Source organism: Mesorhizobium sp. M0051 (assembly GCF_040323235.1).
In the GTDB taxonomy this organism is placed as follows: Bacteria; Pseudomonadota; Alphaproteobacteria; order Rhizobiales; family Rhizobiaceae; genus Mesorhizobium.
In genome coordinates this window covers 75,900-98,917 of record NZ_JAMYUT010000030.1, presented here as the reverse complement: position 1 = coordinate 98,917, position 23,018 = coordinate 75,900, and the positions used below count along the sequence as shown (strand labels likewise).

Sequence of the window (23,018 nt, the reverse complement as noted above, 5' to 3'; positions counted from 1 at the left end):
CTCCGATCATCCAGAGGTCCTTTCAGAATCGATTTCCGCACACCACACAAGAGTCCCTTTGTACTCATGTGCGATTCCCCTGCCCGCAAGGGGGGAGATTGGCAGCGTTGATGTCCCGCCAACCTTCCAATCTTGGAGATTGGCGAAAGCCGAGGCGACATCCGATCTCCCCCCTTGCGGGGGAGATGCCGGGCAGGGCAGAGGGGGGTGCTGTCCCTCCGAGTTTAGAAGTGTCTGCGCACCACCCATCACCCTTCCACCCTCGCCATATGATCCCGCCCAAACTGCTCCCATTTCGCCGGAGCCGGCTCAAACCCCTGCGGCCGCACAAGCGAGGGAACCTGGCGCGTATCAAGCTCGAAATGCTCGTGCCGTCGGTCGATGGTCGGAACGGCGGCAATGAGTTTTTTGGTATAGGAATGCTTCGGTTGCGACAGCACCGAGGTCGCGTCACCGATCTCGACGATCTGGCCGGCATAGATGACGGCGATCCTGTGCGCGATCCGCTCGACGACCGCCATGTCGTGCGAGATGAACAGATAGGCTAGCCCGAACTCGCGCTGCAAATCGACCAGCAGCTCCAGCACTTTCGCCTGTACCGAGACATCTAGGGCGGACACGGCTTCGTCGAGGACGACGACGGAAGGGTTGAGCATCAGTGCGCGGGCGATGCACAGCCTTTGCCGCTGGCCGCCGGAGAATTCATGGGGGTAGCGCTCCAGGCTGTTTTTCGGCAGGCCGACGCGTTCCAGCAGGCTCGCCATCCTGGCCCGCGTTCCGGCATCGACCCGACCGCCGGTGGCGATCACCGGTTCGGCCAGGATGCTCTCGATGCTGAGCCTCGGATTGAGCGACGCGTAGGGGTTCTGGAACACCATCTGCACGGGCAGGGCGCTTTGCTGAGCAGACGCTTTTCTAGCGCCGACCGAGAAGCTGCCGCGCGTCGACCGCACCAACCCCAGGACGGCACGCGCGGTGGTCGATTTGCCTGAACCGCTCTCGCCGACGATGGCCAATGTTTCGCCCGGCATCAGGTCGAAATCGACGCCGTCGACGGCATGCACGGCGCCGGTGGCGCGGCTGAAGAAACGGCTCTTGAGAGGAAACCGCACCACGAGGCCGTCGACCTTCAAGGCCGGCTCGTGGCTCGCGACCTTGTCGCGCCGTCCGTCCGAACGCGTTGTGCTCCCATTGGTGAAATGCGGCACGTCCTGCAGCAGATGCTGCGTATAGGGATGCTGCGCATTGTCGAGGATCTGGTTCAACTCGCCTTGCTCGACGGCCTGGCCGTTCTGCATCACCATCACCTTGTCGGCGATGCCGGCGACCAGGCCAATGTCGTGCGTGATGAAGATCATCGACATGCCGGTTTCCCGCTTCAGTTCGGCAAGCAGCGCCATGATCTGCGCCTGCACCGTCACGTCGAGTGCCGTCGTCGGCTCGTCGGCGATCAGCAGGCGCGGATTGCAGGCCAGGGCAATGGCGATCATCACCCGCTGCAACATGCCGCCCGACAGCTGGTTGGGCGTGTATTTCAGCCGCCGCGCGGCATCGGGAATGCGCACGCGGTCGAGCGCATCCTTGGCCGCTGCCGTGGCTTGCCTGCCGGTCAGGCCGCGGTGCAGGCGAAAGGATTCCTCGATCTGCCAGCCGATAGTCAGCACCGGGTTGAGCGAGGTCATCGGCTCCTGGAAGATCATGCCGATCTCGGCGCCGCGAATGCCGGTCAGTTGCGGTTCGGTCGCGGTCATCAGGTCGAAAAGGCTGCCGTCGGCGCGTTTCAGCGTCATGGCGCCGCCGGTGATGCGGCCGCCGCCGAAATCGATGAGGCGGTTGATCGAGAGCGCGGTGACGGACTTGCCCGAGCCGCTTTCGCCGACTATGGCCAGCGTCTCGCCATCAGCCAGATCGAAGCTTATGCCGCGCACCACCTCGTTGGCTTGCGGATCGCGGCCGAAGCCAACGCGCAGGTCGCGAACGGACAGCAGCGGCATCATGCCGGCGCTCTCCGCATCTTCGGGTCGAGGATATCGCGCAGGGCATCGCCAAGCAGGTTGAAGCCGAGGATGCTGATCATGATCGTCAGGCCCGGAAAGATCATCAGCCAGGGGGCGGTCTCCATCAGATTGCGGCTGTCGCTCAGCATCAGGCCGAGCGAGGCCGCCGGCGGCTGTGTGCCGAGGCCAAGAAAGCTCAGACCGGCTTCGGTCAAAAGCGACCATGCCAGCGCCAGCGTCACCTGCACGGTCAAGGGCGCCACCAGATTGAGCAGCAGATGGCGCGTCACGATGTAGCCGGAACTGCTGCCGAAGGTGCGTGCGGCATCGACGAATTCACGCGCCTTGAGCGACAGTGCAGGGCCACGCACCACGCGGGTGAATATCGGAGTGTAGACGATGCCGATGGCAACGACGCTGGTCCAAGTGCCGGGTCCAGCGACGGTGACGATGAGCAGCGCCAAAAGGATGGCCGGGAAGGCCAGCAGCACATCCATGATCCGCATGACAGCACCGTCCCAGCGGCGGCCGAGCCAGGCGGCGGCCAGCCCGAGCACGGTGCCAGCCAGAGCGGCGAAGGCCACCGAAAAGAAGGCGACCGTGAAGGACTGGCCGATGCCTGCCATCAGCCGGCTAGCCACGTCGCGGCCAAACAGGTCGGTACCCATCCAGTAGACGCCGTTGGGGGCATGCAGTCGGTCGACGCGGTACTGCGTGATGGGATTGTGCGGCGTCAGCCCCAGCATGGCAAGCATGGCGACCGTGATATAGACGCCGACGATGACGCCGCCGATGCGGCCGCTGCTATGGCCGAAGATGGCGCGCAGGATGCGCATCAGGACTCCCCCAGCCGGATGCGCGGATCGAGCGCGACATAGGCGAGATCGACCAGAAGATTGACGATCATGAAGTTCAAGGCGATGAACAGCACGCTGCCCTGCACCAGCGCGTAGTCGCGCTGCTGGATCGCGTCCAGCACCATGCGACCGAGGCCGGGCAGCGCGTAGATCTGCTCGACGATCACCGCGCCGCCCAGGAGGTAGCCGAACTCGATGCCGCTCAGCGTCACGACCGGGATGAGCGCGTTGGGCAGAGCGTGCCGCCAGATGACGCTGCGCGCCGAGGCGCCCTTGCTGCGCGCGGTCCGCACATAGTCGTCGCTCAACACGTCGAGCATGGCCGAACGCGATATGCGGGTGACCGACGCGGCGAAGGCGAAACCGAGCGTGATGGCGGGCAGGATCAATTGGCTGAGATTGCGCAAGGGATCCTGCCACAGCGGCGCGAACTCGCCCATCGCCGGCAGCACGCCGAAGCCGGCCGACAGCGTGTAGATGATCAGCAGGCCCAGCACGAAGCTCGGCGTCGACTGGCCGATCATGGCGGCGATGCGCACTCCCAAATCGGACAGCTTCTCGTTGTGGGTGGCGGCATAGATCCCGGCCGGCATGCCGGCAGCGAGCGCGATGACCATCGACAGCACGGCCAGTTCGAGCGTCAGTGGGAAGCGCTCGAGGATGACGTCGAGCACCGGCCTGCCATAGGTGACCGAGATGCCGAGATTTCCATGCAGGATGCCGCCTATCCAGCGCCAGTACTGGACGAACCAGGGCTGGTCGGTGCCGAAATAGGCGGCGAGCGAGTCACGCTGCGCCGGTGTCAGCAGCCCGGCTTCGGTGCCCAGCATCGCCGTGATCGAATCGCCCGGCACCATCCGGATCGCCACGAAGACCAGGATGGACACGCCAAGCAGGACGAGAGGAAACGTCGCCAGTCGTCGCATCAGATAGTTCACGCGAAGAAGTCCTCTCGTCTAGAGCATGATGCCGAAAAGTGTGAAGCGGTTTTCTTGGACAAACGGATATCGTTTGTCCAGACATCATGCTCTATCTCTAAAGCCTGCGGCGACTACTGCTGAATGGTAACCTTACTCAGGCTGAACAGCGTGCCGATGGGCGTCGGCACGAACCCGGCGATGTTCTTCTGCTGGGCCGTATAGCTGTAGGACGTGTAGAGCCAGATCCACGGCGACATTTCGGTGAGATGCTTCTCGAACGCGGCGAAGATCGCCTTGCGTTTTGCCGGATCGGTTTCGGCGCGGCCCTGCTGCATCTGGCTGTCGAGCGTGTCGTCGATGTAGTTCGCCACCTTCTGCAGATTGCCCGCCTTGGTCCAGTAGCGGTTGTACATGGTGTAGGGATCGGCGCGGCCGCCGTTCAAGGCGATCGCCATGTCGAAGTCGCCCTTCAGCCAGGCATCGACATAGACGTTGAGCTCCATCATCTTGATGTCGAGCTTGACGCCGATTTCGGCGAGCTGCGACTGGATGACCTGGGCCTCCGCCGCTGCCGTCGGCGGTTCGCCGGTGGCGCCGATTACGGTCGCCGAAAAGCCGTCGGCATAGCCGGCCTCTTGCATCAGCTTCTTGGCCTTTTCGACGTCGCGCTTGTAGCAGAACAACTGACTCGGGTCGGTCGCGAGCGCCGGAATGGTGAGCGGCCCGGTGACCTTGCCTTCGCCCAGCGAAGCGGTGTCCAGCACTTCCTGGCGGTCGATGGCGCAGGAGATGGCCTGGCGCACCTTGAGCTCGGTCATCGGCTTGCGCGACGGATTGAGCTGCAGCACGTGATAGGCGAGCACCGGCACGCGGTTCAGCTGCAGGCTGGATTCCTTCGGCACCAGCGTGGCGACCAGCGGGTCGTTGAGCAGCGCGAAATCGATCTGCTTGGTGCGCATGGCGGCCAGGATCGCCGCTTCATCGGGAAGCACGCTGATTTCGATGCCGTCGACACCGGTTGCGCCCCCGGCCCAATCCTTGTTGGCGCTCAAGACTTCCTTGGCGTTAGGGTCCCATTTGTCGAGCTTGAAGGGTCCCGAGCCTAAAGCCTTGGTGCCGATCGAGCCGGCCTTGATTTCGCCGGCCGGGACGATGGCCGCGTTGACGTCGCTCATCGCGGTCAGGATGGGCGCATCGGGCTGCGACAGATGAAACACCACGGTCGCTGCATCCGGCGTATCGATGCTTGCGATCGACAGAAAGTTGGCACGAGCCGCAGCCCCCGTCTTCTCGTCGAGGATGCGTTCGAACGATGCCTTGACGTCGGCCGAGGTCACGGCGGCGCCGTCCTGGAATTTCGCCTTGGGGTCGAGCTTGAAGGTCAGCTCCTTGCCGTCCTTGGAGAACTCCCAGGAGGTGGCGATGGCAGGGATGATCTGCAGGCTGGCGTCGACCCGCACCAGCGGCTCATAGATCAGCTCCAGCAGCCGCAGCGACGAAAACGCCGTCTGCTTGTGCGGATCAAGTCCCGTGGCGTCCTGTGACCAGGCCATGTGCAGCGTTGCCGCGTGGCTCGAAACCGTCGCAATGCCGAGCATCGCGGCCAGCGTGATACCTGAAAGCAGTGTTCTTGTGAGATGCCTTGCCATTTTCGTCTCCCTTTGTGATTTGACTCGATGCCTTGCAGTTCTGCCGACCGCTTCCAAGACACACATGCTTTGGACCATCGGCCCAGTCTATGCGGCTCACGCCGTTATGTCGCTGATTGCCTTTCGCAGGAACCCGCAGGCCTTGCCGAGAGCCGCGCGCGCCTCCTCGACACCCATGCCGGTGATCGTCACCAGAATCGCCAGCTTGACATCGTTGCCGGTCTGGCCGAGCGCTTGCTTTGCCTGTCGCGCCGTACAGCCGGTCGTCTGCATGACGATCCTGATCGCCCTCGCGACAAGCTTCTTGTTCGACGGATTAAGGTCGACCATCAGGTTTTGGTAACTCTTGCCGATGCGGATCATCGAAGCGGTGGTCAGCATGTTGAGCACCAGCTTCTGCGCGGTTCCCGACTTAAGCCGGGTCGAGCCGGTGAGCACCTCCGGGCCGACGACCGGCGAGATGGCAATGTCGGCGATGCCGGCGATGGTGGAGGCCGGATTGCAGGACAGGGCGACCGTCGTTGCGCCCACCTGTTTGGCATAGTTCAATCCACCGATGACATAGGGCGTACGGCCGCTGACCGCGATGCCGACCACCACGTCGTCTGCCGTGAGCGTGATCTCCCGTAATGCCTTGGCGCCCATTTTCGGATCGTCCTCGGCGCCTTCCGTCGACCGCACCAGGGCGTCGGGACCGCCGGCGATCAGGCCGACCACCATGCCTTCGGGCACGCCGAAGGTGGGCGGACACTCCGATGCATCGAGAACGCCAAGCCGGCCGCTGGTGCCGGCGCCCATATAGACAAGCCGCGCGCCTCTCTGGAAGGCAAGCACGATACGGTCCACCGCGGCAGCGATTTCAGGCAGGACCTTTTCGACAGCCGCCGCAACAGCCTTGTCCTCGTCATTGATCTTGCGCAGGACGTCGATGGTCGGCAGCAAGTCGATGTCAATCGTCCTTGGGTTCCGGCCCTCGGAAACCAGCCGGTCCAGCTCAGACATCAACCTTTGCTCGGTCATCCCAGTGCTTTCAAGAGCCACGCGGCACAGCCGGATGAGCATGGCTCGCCGATCGGGAGCGGCATATAGGGGCCAAGAGCCTATCCTCGCTACCGTGTTTTCTCTGTTAACTTTTTAGAATTGGATATTCGTATCGTCAACAGAAATCTGGAATATTTTATTCCTTCGGGGCAAGACGCTGCCGTCGGTGAACGGACCTCTTGGCAAGGATGATCGCGCCGGACACGGCATCGCCGTCAGCAGGCTTCAACCGGCGCCGGACATCGGGGGAGAGCCACGGTTCGAGCGGGCTGGCGAGGCCGCCGAGCAAGGCCACACGCGGCGCGCCTTTTTCGAACAGCACCCGCACCAGCGTATCGATCTGCTCGGCCGCACTTTGCACGATGCGCCGTCCGACCGGATCGCCTTGATCGGCGTGGCGCATCACCATCGGCGCCAGGGCGGCATAGTCCGTCGGACTTGCGCGATCCATCCAGGCGACCGCTTCCATCGGATCGTCTTCGAAACGCTGCATCACTTCTGCCAGAAGTGCTGTCCGCTCATGGCGGCCGTCATGGGCGCGCAACGCCAGCTGCACGGCTTTCAGGCCGAGATCGGCGCCGCTGCCCTCGTCGGAGATCGGAAAGCCGTAGCCGCCGACACGCAGGTCGCGTCCGTCGACAAAGCCGAGGCCGATCGAACCGGTGCCGGCGATGACGATGGCGCCGTCCTGGCCCGAATGCGCGCCCAGGCAGGCGCCGACTCCGTCGCTGACGAAATCGATGCTTGCGAAGGGATGTGCGATCGCCCTGAGTGCTTCCAGCGCGCCCTTGCGGCCGATGCCGGCAAGGGCGATGCCGGCGTGGATCCGGGCGATCTCCGCAGCCCCGAAGCCCGCCTCTTCGACCGCCGTGCCAAACGCTTTCGCGACCGACGCCCAGGCGGCGTCGATGCCGAGCCGCGTCGTTGCCGGGCCCGACAGCCCTTGTCCCAGCACGGTTCCATCCGAGTCCTCGATGCGGGCGCGACAGCCGGTGCCGCCGCCGTCGACGCCGAGAAAATGGCGCCCCGGGCTCATGCGCTCAGCCGCTCGATATCGGCGCCGCACAGGCGCAGCTTGTGGTCCAGTTGCTCATAGCCGCGGTCGAGGTGGTAGACCCGGTTGATGATGGTTTCGCCCTCGGCGACCAGCGCCGCCAGCACCAGCGACACCGAAGCGCGCAGATCGGTGGCCATCACCTGCGCGCCGTGCAGTTTCGCGCCGCCGCGCACCAGCGCCGTGGTGCCCTGCAGTTTGATGTTGGCGCCGAGCCGCATCAATTCGGGAGCATGCATGAAGCGATTCTCGAAGATGGTTTCACGTAGCAGCGATGCGCCGTCAGTGCAGCACATCAGCGCCATGAACTGCGCCTGAAGGTCGGTCGGAAACCCCGGATAGGGTTCCGTGGTGAGATCGATAGCCTTGAGCGGCCTATCGCGCGAGACGATAAGCCCGCGGTCGCCGGGCCATACGCTGACGCCGGTGGCCTCCAGCAATTGCACTACCGAGGCCATGTGCTCGAGCCGGGCGTGGGTCAGCTCTAGTTGGCCGCCGGTGATCGCAGCGGCAATCGCATAGGTGCCGGCCTCGATTCGGTCCGGGATGATGTCGTGCCTGGCCGCATGCCAGTTGGTGTCGCCGGCAATCAGGATGCGGTGCGTGCCGGCACCCTCGATGCTGGCACCCATGGCGTTGAGGCAAGCGGCGAGATCAGCCACTTCGGGTTCGCGGGCCGCGTTGAGGATCTCGGTTTCGCCCTTGGCCGTGGTCGCCGCCATCATGGCGGTTTCCGTCGCGCCGACCGACGGTGAGCTTAAGACGATGCGCGTGCCGGTCAGCCCGTTCGGCGCTGATGCGACGATCGAACCGTTCTCGATGGCAATCCTGGCGCCCAGCGCGGCGAGTGCCGCGACATGCATGTCGACCGGCCGCGCACCGATCGCGCAGCCGCCCGGCAGCGAAACCCGGGCATGACCGAAACGCGCCAGCAGCGGCGCCAGCACGAGCACCGTCGCCCGCATTTTTCGCACCGTGTCGTAGGATGTCTCCTTGGATACGGCGGCACTGGTGTCGATCGTCGCGGCATGCGCCGACCGCGTCACTTGGGCGCCGTGAAGCCGCACCACGCCGAGCATGTTTTCGACATCGGTCACATCAGGCAGATTGGTCAGTTCGAGCGGGAAGGGGCTGAGCAGCGCGGCCGCTATCTGCGGCAAAGCCGCGTTCTTGGCGCCGGATATGGTGACCGCGCCTTCCAGTCTTTGTCCGCCGACGATCCGCAATCTGTCCATGGTTTGAAACCTTCGTGCGAAAGCCGGTCACACACGGGCGGCTCGCTCTGGAGATGTCGCTCCGAATTCCGGATCTTGGCCCGATCGGTCGAGAATTAATTCTACGTTCTTGGCTGTCAATCGGAATTGGAATATTTTATTCCTTTTGCCGTCACCTGAAAGCGCGAGGGAATCCGTGTCAGTTCTGAACAGGATCAATGCGAAGCTCGACGGCATGGCGCCTGGCGATCGTGAGATCGGCCAGTACATCGTCGACAATCCCGACCAGATGCTGCGCCTGTCGACGGCGGCTCTTGCCGCCGAGATCGGACGCAGCCAGTCGAGCGTCGTCAAGTTCAGCCAGAAGCTCGGCTATGCCAGCTATCAGGAGCTCAAGCTCGCGGTCAGCGAGGCCAAGGCGCAGGAATGGCAGGTGCCGGCGGGCATGATCCACGGGTCGATCGAGGTCGGCGACAACTACCAGGTCATTTTGAAGAAGCTGATCGGCAGCAAGCTCCTGTCGATGCAGCGGACGGTCGCCGCCAACACCGAGCGCATCATCTCGAGGACGCTGGAATTGCTGGATGGCGCGCGCCGCATCCATCTGGTCGGCGTCGGCGCTTCCTCGCTGGTGGCGCGCGATTTCTCCTACAAGCTGATGAAGCTTGGCCGCAATGTCCTGCATGACAGCGACAGTCACATCCAGATGGCCAATGTCTCGACGCTCGGGCCCGGCGACGTGCTGTTCGCACTCTCCTATTCCGGCGCCAGCATCGAAACCTTGCGCATCGCCGAGCTTGCGTACAAGCGCGGCACGACCGTAATCGCGGTCACCGGCCTGCACGACAATCCGCTGAGCCGTGTCGCAGACATCTGCCTCTACACCATCGCCGATGAGGAGCGGGCGCGCTCGTCTTCGATCACCGCGCGCGATGCGCAACTGGCGCTGACGGACTTGCTGTTCATCCTGCTGGTGCAGAAACAGCCGGACGCCAATGAGTACGTCCACAACAGCGAAGTGGCGGTTTCGGTGCTGAAGGCCGAGCGGTCTTCGTAGCGCCACAGGCGATATTGGATTGCGCAAACGCCGGTCCCGCGACCGTCTGGCTCAACGACTGCAGCAATTCCATCTCTTGCCTGTCACCCGCGAAGGCGCAACCCTGCCTGATCTGCAAGGAGAGAAAAATCATGACATCCGATGTGGCCGTCATTGCAGGTGCTGGCGCTGGTCTGAGCGCCTCGCTTGCGCGCCTTCTCACCCGGGAAGGCTTTCGCGTGGTTCTGGCCGCCCGCAACGTTGAGAAGCTGGGCGCTCTGGTCGACGAGACCGGTGCGCTGGCCGTCGAGACGGATGTCGCCGACGCCGCATCCGTGGCCAAGCTGTTCGACGCCGCCGACAAGGCCGGCCCGCTGGCGCTCGTGGTTTTCAATGCCAGCGCGCGCACGCGCGGCCCGATCGCCGAACTCGATGCCGAAGCGGTCAAACAGGCATTGCTGGTCGGCGCCTATGGCGGCTTCCTGGTCGGCCAGCAGGCGGCGCGCCGGCTCCTTGTCCGGGGTTCCGGATCGATCCTGTTCACCGGCGCCACCGCCAGTGTGAAGGGATTTTCCGGCTCGGCCGGCTTTGCCATGCCGAAGTTCGGCCTGCGCGGCCTGGCGCAGTCCATGGCCCGCGAACTCGCCCCGAGGAACATCCACGTCGCCCACTTCATCATCGACGGGGCGATCGAGCCGCCCGGTAAGCTCGGTGACCCGGACCGGCCGGACCGCCGCCTGTCGCCGGACGCCGTCGCCGAGGCCTATCTCGCGACCCATCGCCAGCATCGCAGCGCCTGGAGCTCAGAGCTCGAGCTGCGGCCCTGGGTCGAGACTTTCTGACAATCCAGAGGATTGCCCGGGGCGACCGTGTCGTGCAAGCCCTTGGACCTAAACGCTTTCGAGATAGGTCTCGATTTCGAAATCGCTGACATTGAGCGCGAACGTGTTCAGCTCCTGCCGTTTGCAGGCAACGAAGGAGTCGCGCAGGATTGCCGGAAAGATTTCCGCCACATGCGTGCCGCCTTCAAAGGCGGCGATCGCGGACGCCCAGTCCGGCGGCAGCTTTGCCGGCGGAAGTCCCTGGCCATCGCTACCCGTCGGATCGCCAGGCGACAACTGTCTTTCGATGCCTATCAGTGCTGCGCCCAGTATGGCGGCAAGCACCAGATAGGGATTGGCGTCCGCCCCCGAAACGCGATGCTCGATACGGCGCGCACCGCTAGGTCCGCCGGGAATGCGGATCGCCACCATGCGGTTCTCGTAACCCCAGGCGACGGCGGTCGGCGCGTAGGATCTTGGGCGTAGCCTGCGGTACGAATTGAAGTGCGGGGCGAACACCAGCGTGCTCTCGGCCATCGCCGCAAGCAGGCCGCCGACCGCATGGCGCATGATCGACGAACCCTGATCGGTGCCGTCGTCGAACACGTTGCGCCCTTCTCCATCGACCAGGCTGAAATGGACGTGAAAGCCGTTGCCGGCCCGGTCGCCATAGGGCTTGGCCATGAAGCAAGCGGCAAAGCCATGCTTGCGGGCAATGCCCTTCACCGTGCGCTTGAAGAGCACCGCATCGTCAGCCGCCCGCAAGGCGTCCGCGACATGGTTCAGGTTGATCTCGAACTGACCGACACCGTTTTCGGCGATGGCCGTGTCGACGGGAATGCCTTGCGTCCGGCAGGCCTCGTAGACGTCATGGATGAAGGATTCGAAATCGTCGATCTCGTCGATCGACAGCGCCGCGTCGGAATCAAGACGGCGCCCGGTTACCGGCGAGACAGGTCCGACCGGCCGTTGCGACTGCGGATCGACGAGGTAGAATTCGAGTTCCGTTGCCGCGACCGGGGTCAGGCCCAGGGCCTTGTAACGATCGAGGATGCGGGCCAGCGCCCGTCGCGGGTCGCCGAGATAGGGCGCGCCGCTTTCGTCGGCAAGCCATAGCGGGATGAGCGCCGTCGGGTGCGCCGTCCAGGCGACCGGCAGAATGCCGCGCCCTGTCCACTGGCAAAGCCCATCGGCATCGCCGGTCGAGAAGACCAGCGTGTTGCCTTCGATATCCTCGCCCCAGACATCGAGCCCGATCAGCGAATAAGGCATGCGCAGCTTGCCTTCCAGCGCCTTCCTTGCCTGCTCGACGGGAATGCGCTTGCCGCGCATGATGCCGTTGAGATCGCACACCGCCGCCCTCAGGCTCTGGATGTCGGTTCTGCTTTCGAGCCAGTTCAAAACGTCCGCAATTGCATCGCTCAATTTCTAACCTCTGGTTTTGGAAGGCGCCGCAGCCTGCTCGGCTGCACTGTCCCTGGTAAAAATAGCTTGCGAGTTTTCGGGAAGCACATCCGGCTGATGCCAGATATTTTCCTTATTTTTTCAAGTCACTAGCTGGGATGTCGGGAGGCATTTCAAAACCAATTGCGCGATCTGCGATCGCAACATAGAGGCAAGAGCACGGAAAGCCAAGGGGCATTCGGGCTGTGATGTCTGCCCCCAGCTCCTGGGCCGATGCCTGCTTCTTCGGCGAGAAAGTCTTGACGGTGACGAACCGCATGCCTTGGCGATTGGCGGAAACGTCGGTCAATTCGTCATCCACGGGTGGAGCAAGGAGCGTAGCGACGCGGCGCAGACCCCTGGAGCTGCTTCGCAGCCCAAGGGATCCATGCCGCGATGTCGGAGCGTTGCTGCGTTGCAGAATTCTGCTCCGTTGCATTCTTCGACCAAGGTCGCGGCATGGATCCCAGGGTCTCCGCGACGGAGCTTCGCTCCTGCTTCGCCCAGGGATGACGACGTTGGGGAGGCTTCAGCCAATCGCGAAGGTTTTGCGATAATCCGCTGAAAGGAACGATAGGCGTCGGGTGATCCATTCTAACCTCTAGCGTCCGGAAATCTGGCCTGCTGAAGGATGTGCGCGGCGCCTTCTTCGATGTCACGCACGATGGCCATGCGCGCTCGATCCCCATCCTGGGCCTCGATCGCCGCGACGACTTCCTCGTGATAGTCGATGTCGAGAATGGAGGCGAGGTCATCTTCGAACCCTATGGCAAGGTTCCTGAGAAACGGGCCGACCTGCATCCACACCGTCTCGATCAGGAAGATCATCTGCTCGTTGCCGCAATGGCGATAGATCGAGAATTTGAACTCGTGGTTCTTGCGCAGGTAATCGTCGATATCGCCCTTGCAGGCCGTCAGGGTCAGGTCGGTGCAGTGGCGTCGGATCGTCCGCAGATTGTTGCCGTTGATGCGTTCTGTCGCAAGCTCTGTCGCCGAGCCTTCGAGGATCGTGCGTACTGCGGTCAACTGCGAAAACCGCTCGGCCGAAATGGCCGGCACTTCGACGCTGCCGTTCGGCAGTGGGCTGAGCGCGCGCAGTGCCTGAAGCCGCATGAAGGCGCTGCGCACCGGCATGTCGCTGGTGCCGAGCTCCTTGGCGAGCTTGCGCGAGGTCAGCTTCTGGCCCGGCGCGAACTGGCCGGACATCAGCGCCCGCACGAGTTCCAGATAGACTTTCTCATGCAGGGGAACGGTGTCGACGGCGGTCAAGCCGAATTGTGTCTTGTCGGCCATTGGCGGGGGCGCTGCTTCATTCGTTCTGAAATCTACCCTGGCGAAAACAGCCGCGGATAATCCTGCCTGGCCGATCGCGGCGAGAACGCCAAGTCAGCGATTTATCGACGCATGATAGACGCTTCGATCGTCGCGCGGCAAGCCAGCTCGTCACCCTGCCGGTGGTTGCAGCAAACAAACTTCTCCAGAGACGGTGCGATTCTTCCGGCGGCTATCGCAACCGCATCGGATTCAGTCTGGCATATCCGCGACGGATACTCACCTCCGCGATCCCCCTGTCCAAAACGGTCATCACAAATCTTGACCTTGCGCGCACTTGCACCTCTGGCCGCTCTCTGGCTTTTTGGGGTACCCATCCGAACGGACTGATTCGCGTCGTGCCGCTCGATTGCAATGTCCCAAGGCAGTCTGGGGGTGGGCCGTGAAGCAGCGCGCAATTAGCGAAGGAGAAGCAGGCATGGCCGAGTTCAAGAAGCCCGAAATCTCCGAGATGAGACCCAAGATCACCGTTATCGGCATTGGCGGCGGCGGCGGCAATGCCGTCAACAACATGATCGCGGAGCAGCTTCAGGGTACGGAATTCATCGCCGCCAACACCGACGCCCAGGCGTTGACCATGTCGAAGGCGACGCGGCTGATCCAGCTTGGCGCTCACGTCACCGAGGGATTGGGCGCTGGCTCGCTTCCAGAGATCGGCCGTGCCGCGGCCGAGGAATCGCTCGACGAGATCATGGATCATCTGGCCGGCACGCATATGTGTTTCGTCACCGCCGGAATGGGCGGCGGCACCGGAACCGGCGCTGCACCCATCATCGCCCAGGCGGCGCGCAAGGCCGGTATCCTGACGGTGGGTGTCGTCACCAAGCCGTTCACCTTCGAAGGCCGGCGCCGTATGCAGATGGCCGAAGAGGGCATCGAGCGGCTGCGCGAGAGCGCCGACACGGTGATCGTCATCCCGAACCAGAACCTGTTCAGGATCGCCGATGCCAAGACCACCTTCGCCGATGCATTCGTCATCGCCGACCGGGTGCTCTATGCCGGCGTCAGCTGCATCACCGATCTCATCGTCAAGGAAGGCCTGATCAATCTCGACTTCGCCGATGTCAAATCGGTGATGCGCGACATGGGCCGCGCCATGATGGGCACCGGCGAGGCGTCCGGTGAGGGCCGGGCGATGAAGGCGGCGGAAGCCGCGATCGCCAACCCCCTGCTCGACGAAGTGTCGATGAAGGGCGCCAAGGGCGTGCTGGTCTCGATATCGGGCGGCAGGGACATGACGCTGTTCGAGGTCGACGAGGCTGCCACCCGCATCCGTGAAGAGGTCTACGAGGATGCCGACATCATCGTCGGCGCGATCTTCGACAAGAGCATGGAAGGCCGCTTCAGGGTCTCGGTGGTGGCGACGGGACTCGACCGTGCGTCTGGAGCAGAAGATGGCGATGCCGGCATAGCCCGGGATCACCTCGGCCAGAGCGCGCGGACGCTTCAGTAGATCTGGCCGACCCGGATGCGGAGCGCTAGCCTCCAATGTCGTCATCCCTGGGCGGAGCAGCCGCGAAGCGGCGTCGCGGAGACCCTGGGATCCATGCCGCGACCTTAATCGTAGAGTGCAGCGGAGCAGAGTTCTGCACCGCGGCAGCGCCTGGAAGTCGCGGCATGGCAACAACACACAGGATCCTGGGGTCTGCGCCGCGTCGCTTCGCTCCTAGCTCCGCCCCAGGATGACGATTGACGGGTGTTCCCGCAATCTTCTGGGCACGCCCAAACCCACCACACCGATGATCGGATCGCTTGTCAGTCCGCTTTGGATAGAAATTTAAAACGTTTGCATTTTTGCGAAAGGCAATTACAAACGTTTCAAACTTGTTCGAGGGAGAAGGATGACGACCCGCGTCATCACGCTCAAGGAGCTTGCCGCAGGCCTCGACCTGTCGATCACGACGGTGTCGCGGGCGCTTGCCGGCCATGAACAGATCGCGCTGAAGACGCGCGAACGTGTCGCGCACGCGGCGCGTCAGGCGGGGTACGTGCCCAACACCGCGGCGCGCACGCTTGTCTCCGGCCGCAGTGGCTTCGTCGGCCTCGTGTTGCCGATCCGCGGACCGAACCTTGTCGATTCCTTCCTTGGCGAATTCGTCACCGGGCTCGGCGAAGGGCTGGTATCGCATGGCGCCGACCTGATCCTGGCCACCGCCGCCTTCGGCCATTCGGAACTGTCGGTGCTGCGCCATGTCGTCGAATCCGGACGCGCCGATGGCGTCGTCGTGACGCGTATCGCCGCGGTCGACGAGCGGCTCGCCTATCTGCGCGAGCGCGGCTTTCCGTTCGTTGCCCATGGCCGGTTGCTCGACAGCGACTTCGGCTACAATTGGCTCGATACCGACGGCGCCCATGCCTTCGGCGAAGCCTTCGACATGCTCTACGATCTCGGCCACCGCCATTTCGGCCTGGTGACGATTTCCGAACCGATGACGTTCCGGCATCTCAGGCAAGACGGCTTTGCCGCGGCCATTGCCCGTCGGGGCGATCCTTCGGTGCGGCTCGACGTGGTGACGGCGCCGCGCTTCGATCACGGAGCCCGCGTCGAGGCCGTCAACCGCATGCTGCAGCGGCCTGACAGGCCCACGGCCATCGTCGCGCTGTTCGACGAACTGGCTTTGACCGTGATGGAGGAGGCCGCCCGCGCGGGCCTCAGCGTGCCGCGCGACCTCTCCGTCATCGGTTTCGACAACATCGCTGCTTCGGCCTACGCGCCGCCGGGCCTGACCACATTCGATGCCTCGATCCGTCAATGCGCGCGTGAGATCGCCGACATGCTGCTCACCATCATCGCCGACAAGCCCACCGCACCGTTGACGCGGCTGATCCGGCCGACGCTGGTTGCGCGCGCAAGCCATGGACCCGCACCGCAGATGAGAAGCTGACGCCGCCGTGACGGCGCATATCCAGGGAGGAAGACCGTGATGAAAGCATTGAAGACACTGCTCGGCGCCGCGCTGGCGTTATCGATCGCCTCAGGCGGCGCGCGGGCCCAGCAGGTGCTGTTCTGGTCGACGCAGGCGCGCCCCGTCGAGGAAACCCAAAAGATGCGCGACGAGGTGCTGAAGGGTTTTGACGGTGCGGTCGACTATCAGGTCGCCGAGACCGGCCCCTGGCTCACCCGCTTGCAGGCCGAACTGCAGGCCGGCACCGGCACCATCGGCGTGCTCGGCGGCCTGCATGGTGATTTCTCCAATGTCGGCGCGAACTTTGTCGATCTGTCCGGCGTCGATGTCGGCGGCGTCAAGGTCAACGAAGCTTACAAGAAGCTTGGCATGCTCGGCACCGGCGAGCAGAAATACCTGCCATGGATGCAGGCCACCTATTTGATGGCGGCCAACAAGCAGGCCTTGCAATATCTGCCGCAAGGCGTCGATCTCAACACCATCACCTATGACCAGCTGATCGAATGGTCGAAGAACATCGCCGAGAAAACCGGCTCGCCGAAATTCGGCTTTCCCGCCGGTCCAAAAGGGCTCAAGCACCGCTTCTTCGAGGGGTTCCTCTACCCGTCCTACACCGGCTCGATGGTGACCAAGTTCCGTTCACCGGAAGCCGAGATCGCCTGGAACAAGTTCAAGGAATTGTGGCAATACACCAACCCGAACTCGACCAACTATGCCTTCATGCAGGAGCCGCTTTTGACCGGCGATGTCTGGGTGGCGTTCGACCATGTCGCGCGGCTTGCCGACGCCTTCAACAAGAAGCCGGATGAGTTCGTTGCCTTTCCGGCGCCGGCCGGCCCCGCCGGTCGCGGATTCATGCCTGTCGTGGCCGGTGTCGCCATCCCGAAGACCTCGCCCGACATCGACAAGGCCAAGGCGCTGGTCGCCTACATGCTGAAGCCGGAAACCCAGATCGCGACACTGAAAGCCACCAATTTCTTCCCGGTCGTCGACGTCAAGCTGCCTGACGACATGCCGGCTTCGGTCAAGGCCTTCGGTCCGGCGATCACCACCATGACCGGGGCTCCCGATGCTCTGCCGGCACTGCTGCCGATGGGGCTCGGCGATCTCGATGGCAAGTTCAACCAGGTCTACACCGACAGCTTCGAGCGCATCGTGCTCGGCGGCGAGGACGTGCATGGCGTGCTTGGCGAAGAGGCCACGGCGCTCAAGGGCCTGATCGACCAGGCCAAGGCGCCGTGCTGGGCACCTGACAAGCCATCCGTGGGGGCTTGCCCGGTCGAAAAAATCCACCAGCGGGGGCGCCCGGTGTTTGTTCCACTCCGGGCGCCCAGACCCGCACCCACATGGCCGCAGCATCGCAAAGGACACCACCATGCATGGCAAGGCTCTGCCCTATCTGTTGCTGATGCCGGCGACCTTGTTCCTCTGCATCTTCTTCCTTTACCCCTTCGCGCTGGTCGCTTTCGAGGCGGTGACCCGCGACGGCGCCTTCACCCTCGATAATTTTCGCACCATGGCCGGCAGCTGGAAATTCCCCGCCACGGTTCGCAACACGCTGCTGCTTGCGGCGATCGTCGTGCCGATCCAGCTCGCCATGGCGTTGCTGATGGCAAGCGTGGTGGCGCGGCTGGAGACCGGACGCAGCGCGGCGCTCTATGTCTTCGCCATTCCGCTCGGCATTTCCGACCTCGCCGCGGGCCTGATCTGGCTCGCTATCTTCGACCAGTCCGGCTTCCTCAACACGCTGCTCTCCAGCCTTGGCGTCGTCGACACGCCGATCATGTTCCTCGGCTATCAGAGCAAGCTGACCATCTTCATCGCCGTGGCACTGGCCGAGATCTGGCGTGCCACCGCAATCATGATGGTCATCCTCGTCGCCGGCATGGGCCTGATCCCCAAGGAATACTACGAGGCGGCGGAGGTGTTTGGCGCCAGCCCATGGCAGCGCTTTGTGCGCATCACGCTGCCATTGCTGCGCCCCAGCCTGCAGACGGCGATTATCCTGCGGGTCATCCTCGCCTTCGAAGTCTTCGCCGTGGTCGCAGCGCTTGGCGGCACAAATCTGCCGGTGCTGATGGGCGAGACCTACAATTGGCAATTCACGCTGCAGGACCGCAATGTCGCCGCCGCTTCGGCGCTGCTCATCCTCGCCATCTCGATCGGCTTCACGCTGTTCTTCCTCAGGGTGCTGCGGGTGCCTAAAGAGGCCCGGATATAAAGGAGGCGCGGATATGAGCGCCATCGCCGAAGTACCGGCCACGGCGACCGCCGATGCGCGCAAGGCCGGCGACTGGCTGCTGATCGCCACCGCCATGCTGCTTTGCGTCTGGGTGCTGCTGCCGATCTATCTCTTGCTCGTCAACGCGCTGTCGGCGCCGGGTGAGGTCACCGCCTTTCCCAAGCGCTTCTTTCCGTCCTTCGATTTTGGCAGCCTGTCCTTCTTCATCGAATTTGCCGGCGTCGCCAGGGCACTGTGGAACTCGGTCCTCGTCGCCACCCTGACGATGATCCTGTCCATCGGCTTCGGTGCGCCGGCCGGCTACGCGCTGTCGCGTTTCGCCTTTCCGGGCAAGGAGGCCTTCCGCTTCCTGGTGCTGATGACGCGCGCCTTCCCGTTGCCGCTGCTGGCATTGCCGCTGGCGGTGATGTTCATCCGCACCGGCCTCGACGACACCGCCATCGGGCTGGCGCTGGTCCATACCACGCTGGCGCTGCCGTTTGCCGTGCTGATCACCTTCTCGCTGTTCTCGGGCATACCCGTCGAACTCGAAGAGGCAGCCTGGACGCTCGGCTGCACAAGGCTGCAGGCCTTTCGAAAGGTCATCCTGCCGCTGGCGCTGCCCGGCATCGCGGCCTCGGCGGTGTTTGCCTTCACCATCTCCTGGAACGAGGTGTTTGCCGCCGCCGTGCTCACCATCGAGAACCGCACGCTGACCGCCTTCCTGCTGCAAAGCGTCGGTGAATCGCCGCTCTATCTCAAATTCGCCGGCGGTGCCGCACTGGTCGTGCCGGCGCTGATCTTCATCTTCGCCGTTCGAAAATACCTGTTTGCCATGTGGGGGATCGCCAACCGATGACGCGAGACGCGGAGACCGCACATGGCTGAAATCGCGATCAAGGGTGTGGCCAAGCGCTTCGGCGGCTTCACCGCCCTGCACCAGGTCGACCTCACCATATCAGACCAGGAATTCATGGTGCTGCTCGGCGCCTCGGGTTGCGGCAAGACCACCCTGCTGCGCATCGTCGCCGGGCTGGAAACGCCAAGCCAGGGCGAGGTCTGGATTGGCGGCCGCCGCGTTGACCATCTGCCGCCGCGCGACCGCGGCATTGCCATGGTGTTCCAGAACTACGCCGTCTTTCCGCACCTGACCGTGTTCGAGAACATCGCCTTCGGCCTCCGCATGAAGAAGTTGCCGCAAGCTGACGTCGAGCGTCGCGTTAACAGCACCGCCGAACTGATGCATATCGAGCAATTGCTGAAACGCTATTCGGGCCAGCTGTCCGGCGGCCAGCGCCAGCGCGTTGCCGTCGCCCGTGCGCTCGCCATGGAGCCCGACGTCATCCTGATGGACGAGCCGCTGTCGAACCTCGACGCGCTGCTGCGGCTGGAAATGCGCGCCGAACTCAAGGGCGTGCTTGCCGCGTCGAAGACCACCACCATTTATGTTACCCACGACCAGGTCGAGGCGATGAGCCTCGCCGACCGCATCGCCGTCATGCATCAAGGCCGCATCGTCCAGGCCGCGTCGCCGGTCGAGGTCTACCGCAATCCGGCCGCGCGTTTCGTCGGCTCCTTCATCGGCAACCCGCCGATGAATTTTATTCCGGCAACCAAGGCCAGGAATGGCAGCTGGACCGTTGCCGGACTGACGCTGCCCGGCCCCAAATCGGACAAGCAGAACATAGACTTCGCCATCCGCCCCGAAGACGTCGGTGCCGGCAGCGAGGGCTTGCATGCCACCGTGCGCGTCATAGAGCCGCTCGGATCACACACGCTGGTCACCTGCGATGTCGAGGGCGGCCTGTTCCGCGCCATCCTGGACTCGAATGCCGGCGTCCAGGTCGGCGATCACCTGCGGCTCGCGCCCAAACCCGACCGCATCCGCTGGTTCGATCCGGAAACCACCAATAGTCTTTGATACCGAAAGCCCTGAACTCTCATGACTGCTTCTCCCGCCAGTGACATCATCGCCCGCGCCGTCGAGGTGCTGAAAGAGAACGACAAGGGCGCCTACACCATCCCGACGAAAGGTCTCTATCCGTTCCAGTGGAACTGGGATTCCTGCCTCACAGCGCTCGGTCTGGCCCATTATGACGAGGCCCGCGCCTGGACCGAGATCGAGACCTTGTTCGCGCACCAATGGCCGGACGGCATGGTGCCGCACATCGTCTTCCATGTCTGGAGCGACGGCTATTTTCCCGGGCCGGAAGTCTGGCGCACCGGCCGCCCGACGGCCACCTCCGGAATCACCCAGCCGGCTGTTGCAGGTTTTGCCATACGCCGCCTGTTCGACCGGGCCAAGGACAAGAAATTTGCTGCGGAGCGGGCCCGCGCCTTGCTGCCGAAGATCGATGCCTGGCACCGCTGGTTCTACGAAAATCGCGACCCTGCGGGCGAGGGACTGGTCGCCATCATCCACCCGTGGGAGTCCGGCCGCGACAATTCCATCGACTGGGACGAGGCCTTCGACTGCGTGCCGACCGAAGGCGTCGAGCCTTACACGCGCCGCGACACTTTACACGCCGATCCGGCGCACCGGCCGACGCAAGGCCAGTATGACCGCTACATTTGGCTGTTGCAGCACTTTCGCGGGCTCGGCTGGGACAACACCAAATTGCATGACGCCTCGCCATTCCGGGCCGTCGATCCCGGCTTCAACGCCATTTTGGTCCGCTCCTGCGCCGATCTCGCCGATCTGGCACAATTGCTGGGCGAAACCGGGATCGCCAGCGCCAATTGTGCCCGCGCCGAAAAGAGCCTGGCGGCGATGGAGCGGCTGTGGAGCGATGCGCACGGCCAGTATCTCTGCCTCGACCGCGTCACCGGCAGGCTGGTCGACAGCGCCTCCGTCGGCGGCATCCTGCCGGCCTTCGCGGCCATTCCCGGGGCTCGCACCGCTGCGCTGGCCGCAACCGTCGAACGCCTTGCCGCCAAGGCACGCTACGTCGTCCCGTCGCATGATCCAGACGATCCACGTTTCGACGCCAAGCGCTACTGGCGCGGCCCGGTCTGGCTGGTGGTCAACTACATGATATCAGACGGCCTCGCCGCCGCCGGCCACAACGACGCGGCACGGCGCATCATGCAATCCAGCCTGGATTTGATCCGGGAAAGCGGCTTTGCCGAATATTACGACCCGCTCACCGGCGAGCCGCTCGGCGGCGGCCGCTTCACCTGGACGGCGGCGATGGTGATCGAGTTTTTGCGCGACGCGTAGGGGCAGCGCCGCCCTCTCTTTCCCTTCTCCCCTTGTGGGCCCCTTGTGGGAGAAGGTGGCCGAGCGCAGCTCGGTCGGATGAGGGGTGTTCCAGAAGACACCGCCGCCTCACTCCGCTGGGCCTCAACCGTCTCGGCGCTGCGCGCCGATCCACCTTCTCCCCTTGTGGGCCCACAAGGGGAGAAGGGAGAACCGCCAAGGCAGCTCACCCAAACTTCGGATCTAGACTGCCCGACTTGTAACGCTTGGCCATTTCCGCGACCGGCAGCGGCTTGATCTTCTGCGCGTTGCCGGCGGTGCCGAACTGTTCGAAGCGCTCCTTGCAAAGCTTGCGCATCGCGGCCATGGCAGGCGTCAGATATTTGCGCGGATCGAACTCGCTCGGGTTCTCGGTCAGCACCTTGCGGATGGCTCCGGTCAGCGCCATGCGGTTGTCGGTGTCGATGTTGATCTTGCGCACGCCGTGCTTGATGCCGCGCTGGATCTCCTCGACCGGGACGCCCCAGGTCGGCTTCATCTGGCCGCCATATTTGTTGATGATCTCCTGCAGATCCTCCGGCACCGAGGACGAGCCGTGCATCACCAGATGCATGGTGGGCAGGCGGCGGTGGATTTCCTCGATGACGTTCATGGCCAGCACCGCGCCGTCAGGCTTGCGCGAGAACTTGTAGGCGCCGTGGCTCGTGCCCATGGCAACCGCCAGCGCATCGACATGGGTATCCCTAGCGAATTCCACCGCTTGTTCCGGATCGGTCAAAAGCTGGTCGTGGCTGATCGCGCCTTCGATGCCGTGGCCGTCTTCCTGCTCGCCGCCGCCGCTCTCCAGCGATCCGAGCACGCCGATCTCGCCTTCGACGGACACGCCGCCCCAATGCGCCATGTCGACGACGCGCTTGGTGATGCCGGAATTGTAGGCGTAGTCGGCAGGCGTCTTGCCGTCTTCCTTCAGCGATCCGTCCATCATGACCGAGGTGAAGCCATACTGGATCGCGGTGACGCAGGTGGCCTCGTTGTTGCCATGGTCGAGATGCATGCAGACCGGAATGTCGGGATGGATTTCGACCAGCGCATCGATCAGCTTGGCCAGCACAACGTCATTGGCATAGGCCCGCGCGCCGCGGCTTGCCTGCAGGATGACCGGCGATTTGGTCTCCTCGGCGGCCTCCATGATGGCGAGGCCCTGTTCCATATTGTTCATGTTGAAGGCGGGTACGCCGTAGCCGTATTCGGCGGCGTGGTCGAGCAATTGTCTCAGTGTTATGCGAGCCACCCAATAGTCTCCCGTATCTGGTTTCAAGCGCAACGTC

The 23,018-nt window shown here is 63.7% G+C and carries 20 protein-coding genes; 9 read left to right on the top strand and 11 right to left on the bottom strand.

The genetic code is table 11. The annotated features are described in order from the left end of the window. Positions 1-248: 248 nt before the first annotated feature. From NKJ90_RS26350 to murA, 7 genes are all read right to left on the bottom strand, one after another. Complete coding sequence (locus NKJ90_RS26350; RefSeq protein WP_023758963.1) at positions 249-1,997, bottom strand: ABC transporter ATP-binding protein; 1,749 nt, start codon at positions 1,995-1,997, stop codon at positions 249-251. Beyond that, positions 1,994-2,833: an ABC transporter permease gene (locus tag NKJ90_RS26345; protein ID WP_023758964.1), complete on the bottom strand. Its 840-nt coding sequence runs from the start codon at positions 2,831-2,833 to the stop codon at positions 1,994-1,996. Before NKJ90_RS26345 ends, NKJ90_RS26350 begins: the two co-directional genes overlap by 4 nt. Next, complete coding sequence (locus NKJ90_RS26340; protein WP_023758965.1) at positions 2,833-3,792, bottom strand: ABC transporter permease; 960 nt, start codon at positions 3,790-3,792, stop codon at positions 2,833-2,835. Before NKJ90_RS26340 ends, NKJ90_RS26345 begins: the two co-directional genes overlap by 1 nt. A gap of 113 nt (positions 3,793-3,905) precedes the next feature. Then, on the bottom strand, positions 3,906-5,423 hold the full coding sequence (locus NKJ90_RS26335; protein WP_023758966.1) for an ABC transporter substrate-binding protein: 1,518 nt from the start codon (positions 5,421-5,423) through the stop codon (positions 3,906-3,908). Positions 5,424-5,519: 96 nt separating this feature from the next. Beyond that, a complete protein-coding gene (murQ, locus tag NKJ90_RS26330; RefSeq protein WP_023758967.1) occupies positions 5,520-6,443 on the bottom strand; it encodes an N-acetylmuramic acid 6-phosphate etherase in 924 nt (307 codons plus the stop codon). A gap of 157 nt (positions 6,444-6,600) precedes the next feature. Further along, on the bottom strand, positions 6,601-7,500 hold the full coding sequence (locus NKJ90_RS26325) for a glucosamine kinase nucleotide-binding domain-containing protein (RefSeq protein ID WP_023758968.1): 900 nt from the start codon (positions 7,498-7,500) through the stop codon (positions 6,601-6,603). Next, a complete protein-coding gene (murA, locus tag NKJ90_RS26320; RefSeq protein ID WP_023758969.1) occupies positions 7,497-8,753 on the bottom strand; it encodes a UDP-N-acetylglucosamine 1-carboxyvinyltransferase in 1,257 nt (418 codons plus the stop codon). The genes NKJ90_RS26325 and murA overlap by 4 nt, the downstream gene beginning before the upstream one ends. 175 nt (positions 8,754-8,928) lie before the next feature. On the opposite strand from murA, the gene NKJ90_RS26315 reads away from it, so the two are divergent. After that, entirely contained in the window at positions 8,929-9,789 is an 861-nt protein-coding gene (locus NKJ90_RS26315; protein WP_023758970.1) for a MurR/RpiR family transcriptional regulator, read from the top strand. 131 nt (positions 9,790-9,920) lie between these two features. Then, entirely contained in the window at positions 9,921-10,610 is a 690-nt protein-coding gene (locus tag NKJ90_RS26310; RefSeq protein WP_023758971.1) for an SDR family NAD(P)-dependent oxidoreductase, read from the top strand. Between the two features lie 48 nt (positions 10,611-10,658). Here NKJ90_RS26310 and NKJ90_RS26305 read toward each other — a convergent pair whose 3' ends face one another. The 3 genes from NKJ90_RS26305 to NKJ90_RS26295 form a co-directional block, all read right to left on the bottom strand. Next, positions 10,659-12,014 carry a glutamine synthetase family protein gene (locus NKJ90_RS26305; RefSeq protein WP_352487140.1) on the bottom strand — a complete coding sequence of 452 codons (1,356 nt, stop codon included), beginning with the start codon at positions 12,012-12,014 and terminating at the stop codon, positions 10,659-10,661. Positions 12,015-12,126: 112 nt separating this feature from the next. Then, entirely contained in the window at positions 12,127-12,342 is a 216-nt protein-coding gene (locus NKJ90_RS26300; RefSeq protein WP_156938531.1) for a hypothetical protein, read from the bottom strand. 284 nt (positions 12,343-12,626) lie between these two features. Next, entirely contained in the window at positions 12,627-13,325 is a 699-nt protein-coding gene (locus NKJ90_RS26295; RefSeq protein WP_023758974.1) for a GntR family transcriptional regulator, read from the bottom strand. Between the two features lie 457 nt (positions 13,326-13,782). On the opposite strand from NKJ90_RS26295, the gene ftsZ reads away from it, so the two are divergent. The 7 genes from ftsZ (at position 13,783) to NKJ90_RS26260 (ending at position 21,711) form a co-directional block, all read left to right on the top strand. Next, on the top strand, positions 13,783-14,817 hold the full coding sequence (gene ftsZ, locus NKJ90_RS26290; RefSeq protein WP_023758975.1) for a cell division protein FtsZ: 1,035 nt from the start codon (positions 13,783-13,785) through the stop codon (positions 14,815-14,817). A 388-nt stretch (positions 14,818-15,205) separates the two neighbouring features. After that, on the top strand, positions 15,206-16,249 hold the full coding sequence (locus NKJ90_RS26285) for a substrate-binding domain-containing protein (RefSeq protein ID WP_352487139.1): 1,044 nt from the start codon (positions 15,206-15,208) through the stop codon (positions 16,247-16,249). Between the two features lie 39 nt (positions 16,250-16,288). Continuing rightward, positions 16,289-17,776: an ABC transporter substrate-binding protein gene (locus NKJ90_RS26280; protein ID WP_352487138.1), complete on the top strand. Its 1,488-nt coding sequence runs from the start codon at positions 16,289-16,291 to the stop codon at positions 17,774-17,776. After that, complete coding sequence (locus NKJ90_RS26275) at positions 17,679-18,491, top strand: carbohydrate ABC transporter permease (RefSeq protein WP_352487144.1); 813 nt, start codon at positions 17,679-17,681, stop codon at positions 18,489-18,491. The genes NKJ90_RS26280 and NKJ90_RS26275 overlap by 98 nt, the downstream gene beginning before the upstream one ends. Before the next feature lie 13 nt (positions 18,492-18,504). Next, positions 18,505-19,350, top strand: coding sequence for a carbohydrate ABC transporter permease (locus NKJ90_RS26270; RefSeq protein ID WP_023758980.1), 846 nt, complete (start codon positions 18,505-18,507; stop codon positions 19,348-19,350). A gap of 21 nt (positions 19,351-19,371) precedes the next feature. Beyond that, positions 19,372-20,412 (top strand): ABC transporter ATP-binding protein, encoded by a 1,041-nt coding sequence (locus tag NKJ90_RS26265; RefSeq protein WP_023758981.1) that lies wholly within the window; start codon positions 19,372-19,374, stop codon positions 20,410-20,412. A gap of 21 nt (positions 20,413-20,433) precedes the next feature. Then, on the top strand, positions 20,434-21,711 hold the full coding sequence (locus NKJ90_RS26260; RefSeq protein WP_352487137.1) for an amylo-alpha-1,6-glucosidase: 1,278 nt from the start codon (positions 20,434-20,436) through the stop codon (positions 21,709-21,711). Between the two features lie 205 nt (positions 21,712-21,916). On the opposite strand, the gene fba is transcribed toward NKJ90_RS26260, so the two are convergent. After that, positions 21,917-22,981, bottom strand: coding sequence for a class II fructose-bisphosphate aldolase (gene fba / locus NKJ90_RS26255; protein WP_023758983.1), 1,065 nt, complete (start codon positions 22,979-22,981; stop codon positions 21,917-21,919). Positions 22,982-23,018: the final 37 nt, after the last annotated feature.

Excerpts from the sequence above, each read along its gene's own strand:
- NKJ90_RS26350 (WP_023758963.1), bottom strand. The coding sequence starts at position 1,997 with ATGATGCCGCTGCTGTCCGTTCGCGACCTGCGCGTTGGCTTCGGCCGC.
- NKJ90_RS26345 (WP_023758964.1), bottom strand. The coding sequence starts at position 2,833 with ATGCGCATCCTGCGCGCCATCTTCGGCCATAGCAGCGGCCGCATCGGC.
- NKJ90_RS26335 (WP_023758966.1), bottom strand. The coding sequence starts at position 5,423 with ATGGCAAGGCATCTCACAAGAACACTGCTTTCAGGTATCACGCTGGCC.
- murQ (WP_023758967.1), bottom strand. The coding sequence starts at position 6,443 with ATGACCGAGCAAAGGTTGATGTCTGAGCTGGACCGGCTGGTTTCCGAG.
- NKJ90_RS26325 (WP_023758968.1), bottom strand. The coding sequence starts at position 7,500 with ATGAGCCCGGGGCGCCATTTTCTCGGCGTCGACGGCGGCGGCACCGGC.
- murA (WP_023758969.1), bottom strand. The coding sequence starts at position 8,753 with ATGGACAGATTGCGGATCGTCGGCGGACAAAGACTGGAAGGCGCGGTC.
- NKJ90_RS26310 (WP_023758971.1), top strand. The coding sequence starts at position 9,921 with ATGACATCCGATGTGGCCGTCATTGCAGGTGCTGGCGCTGGTCTGAGC.
- NKJ90_RS26295 (WP_023758974.1), bottom strand. The coding sequence starts at position 13,325 with ATGGCCGACAAGACACAATTCGGCTTGACCGCCGTCGACACCGTTCCC.
- ftsZ (WP_023758975.1), top strand. The coding sequence starts at position 13,783 with ATGGCCGAGTTCAAGAAGCCCGAAATCTCCGAGATGAGACCCAAGATC.
- NKJ90_RS26285 (WP_352487139.1), top strand. The coding sequence starts at position 15,206 with ATGACGACCCGCGTCATCACGCTCAAGGAGCTTGCCGCAGGCCTCGAC.
- NKJ90_RS26280 (WP_352487138.1), top strand. The coding sequence starts at position 16,289 with ATGAAAGCATTGAAGACACTGCTCGGCGCCGCGCTGGCGTTATCGATC.
- NKJ90_RS26275 (WP_352487144.1), top strand. The coding sequence starts at position 17,679 with ATGCCGGCGACCTTGTTCCTCTGCATCTTCTTCCTTTACCCCTTCGCG.
- NKJ90_RS26270 (WP_023758980.1), top strand. The coding sequence starts at position 18,505 with ATGAGCGCCATCGCCGAAGTACCGGCCACGGCGACCGCCGATGCGCGC.
- NKJ90_RS26265 (WP_023758981.1), top strand. The coding sequence starts at position 19,372 with ATGGCTGAAATCGCGATCAAGGGTGTGGCCAAGCGCTTCGGCGGCTTC.
- NKJ90_RS26260 (WP_352487137.1), top strand. The coding sequence starts at position 20,434 with ATGACTGCTTCTCCCGCCAGTGACATCATCGCCCGCGCCGTCGAGGTG.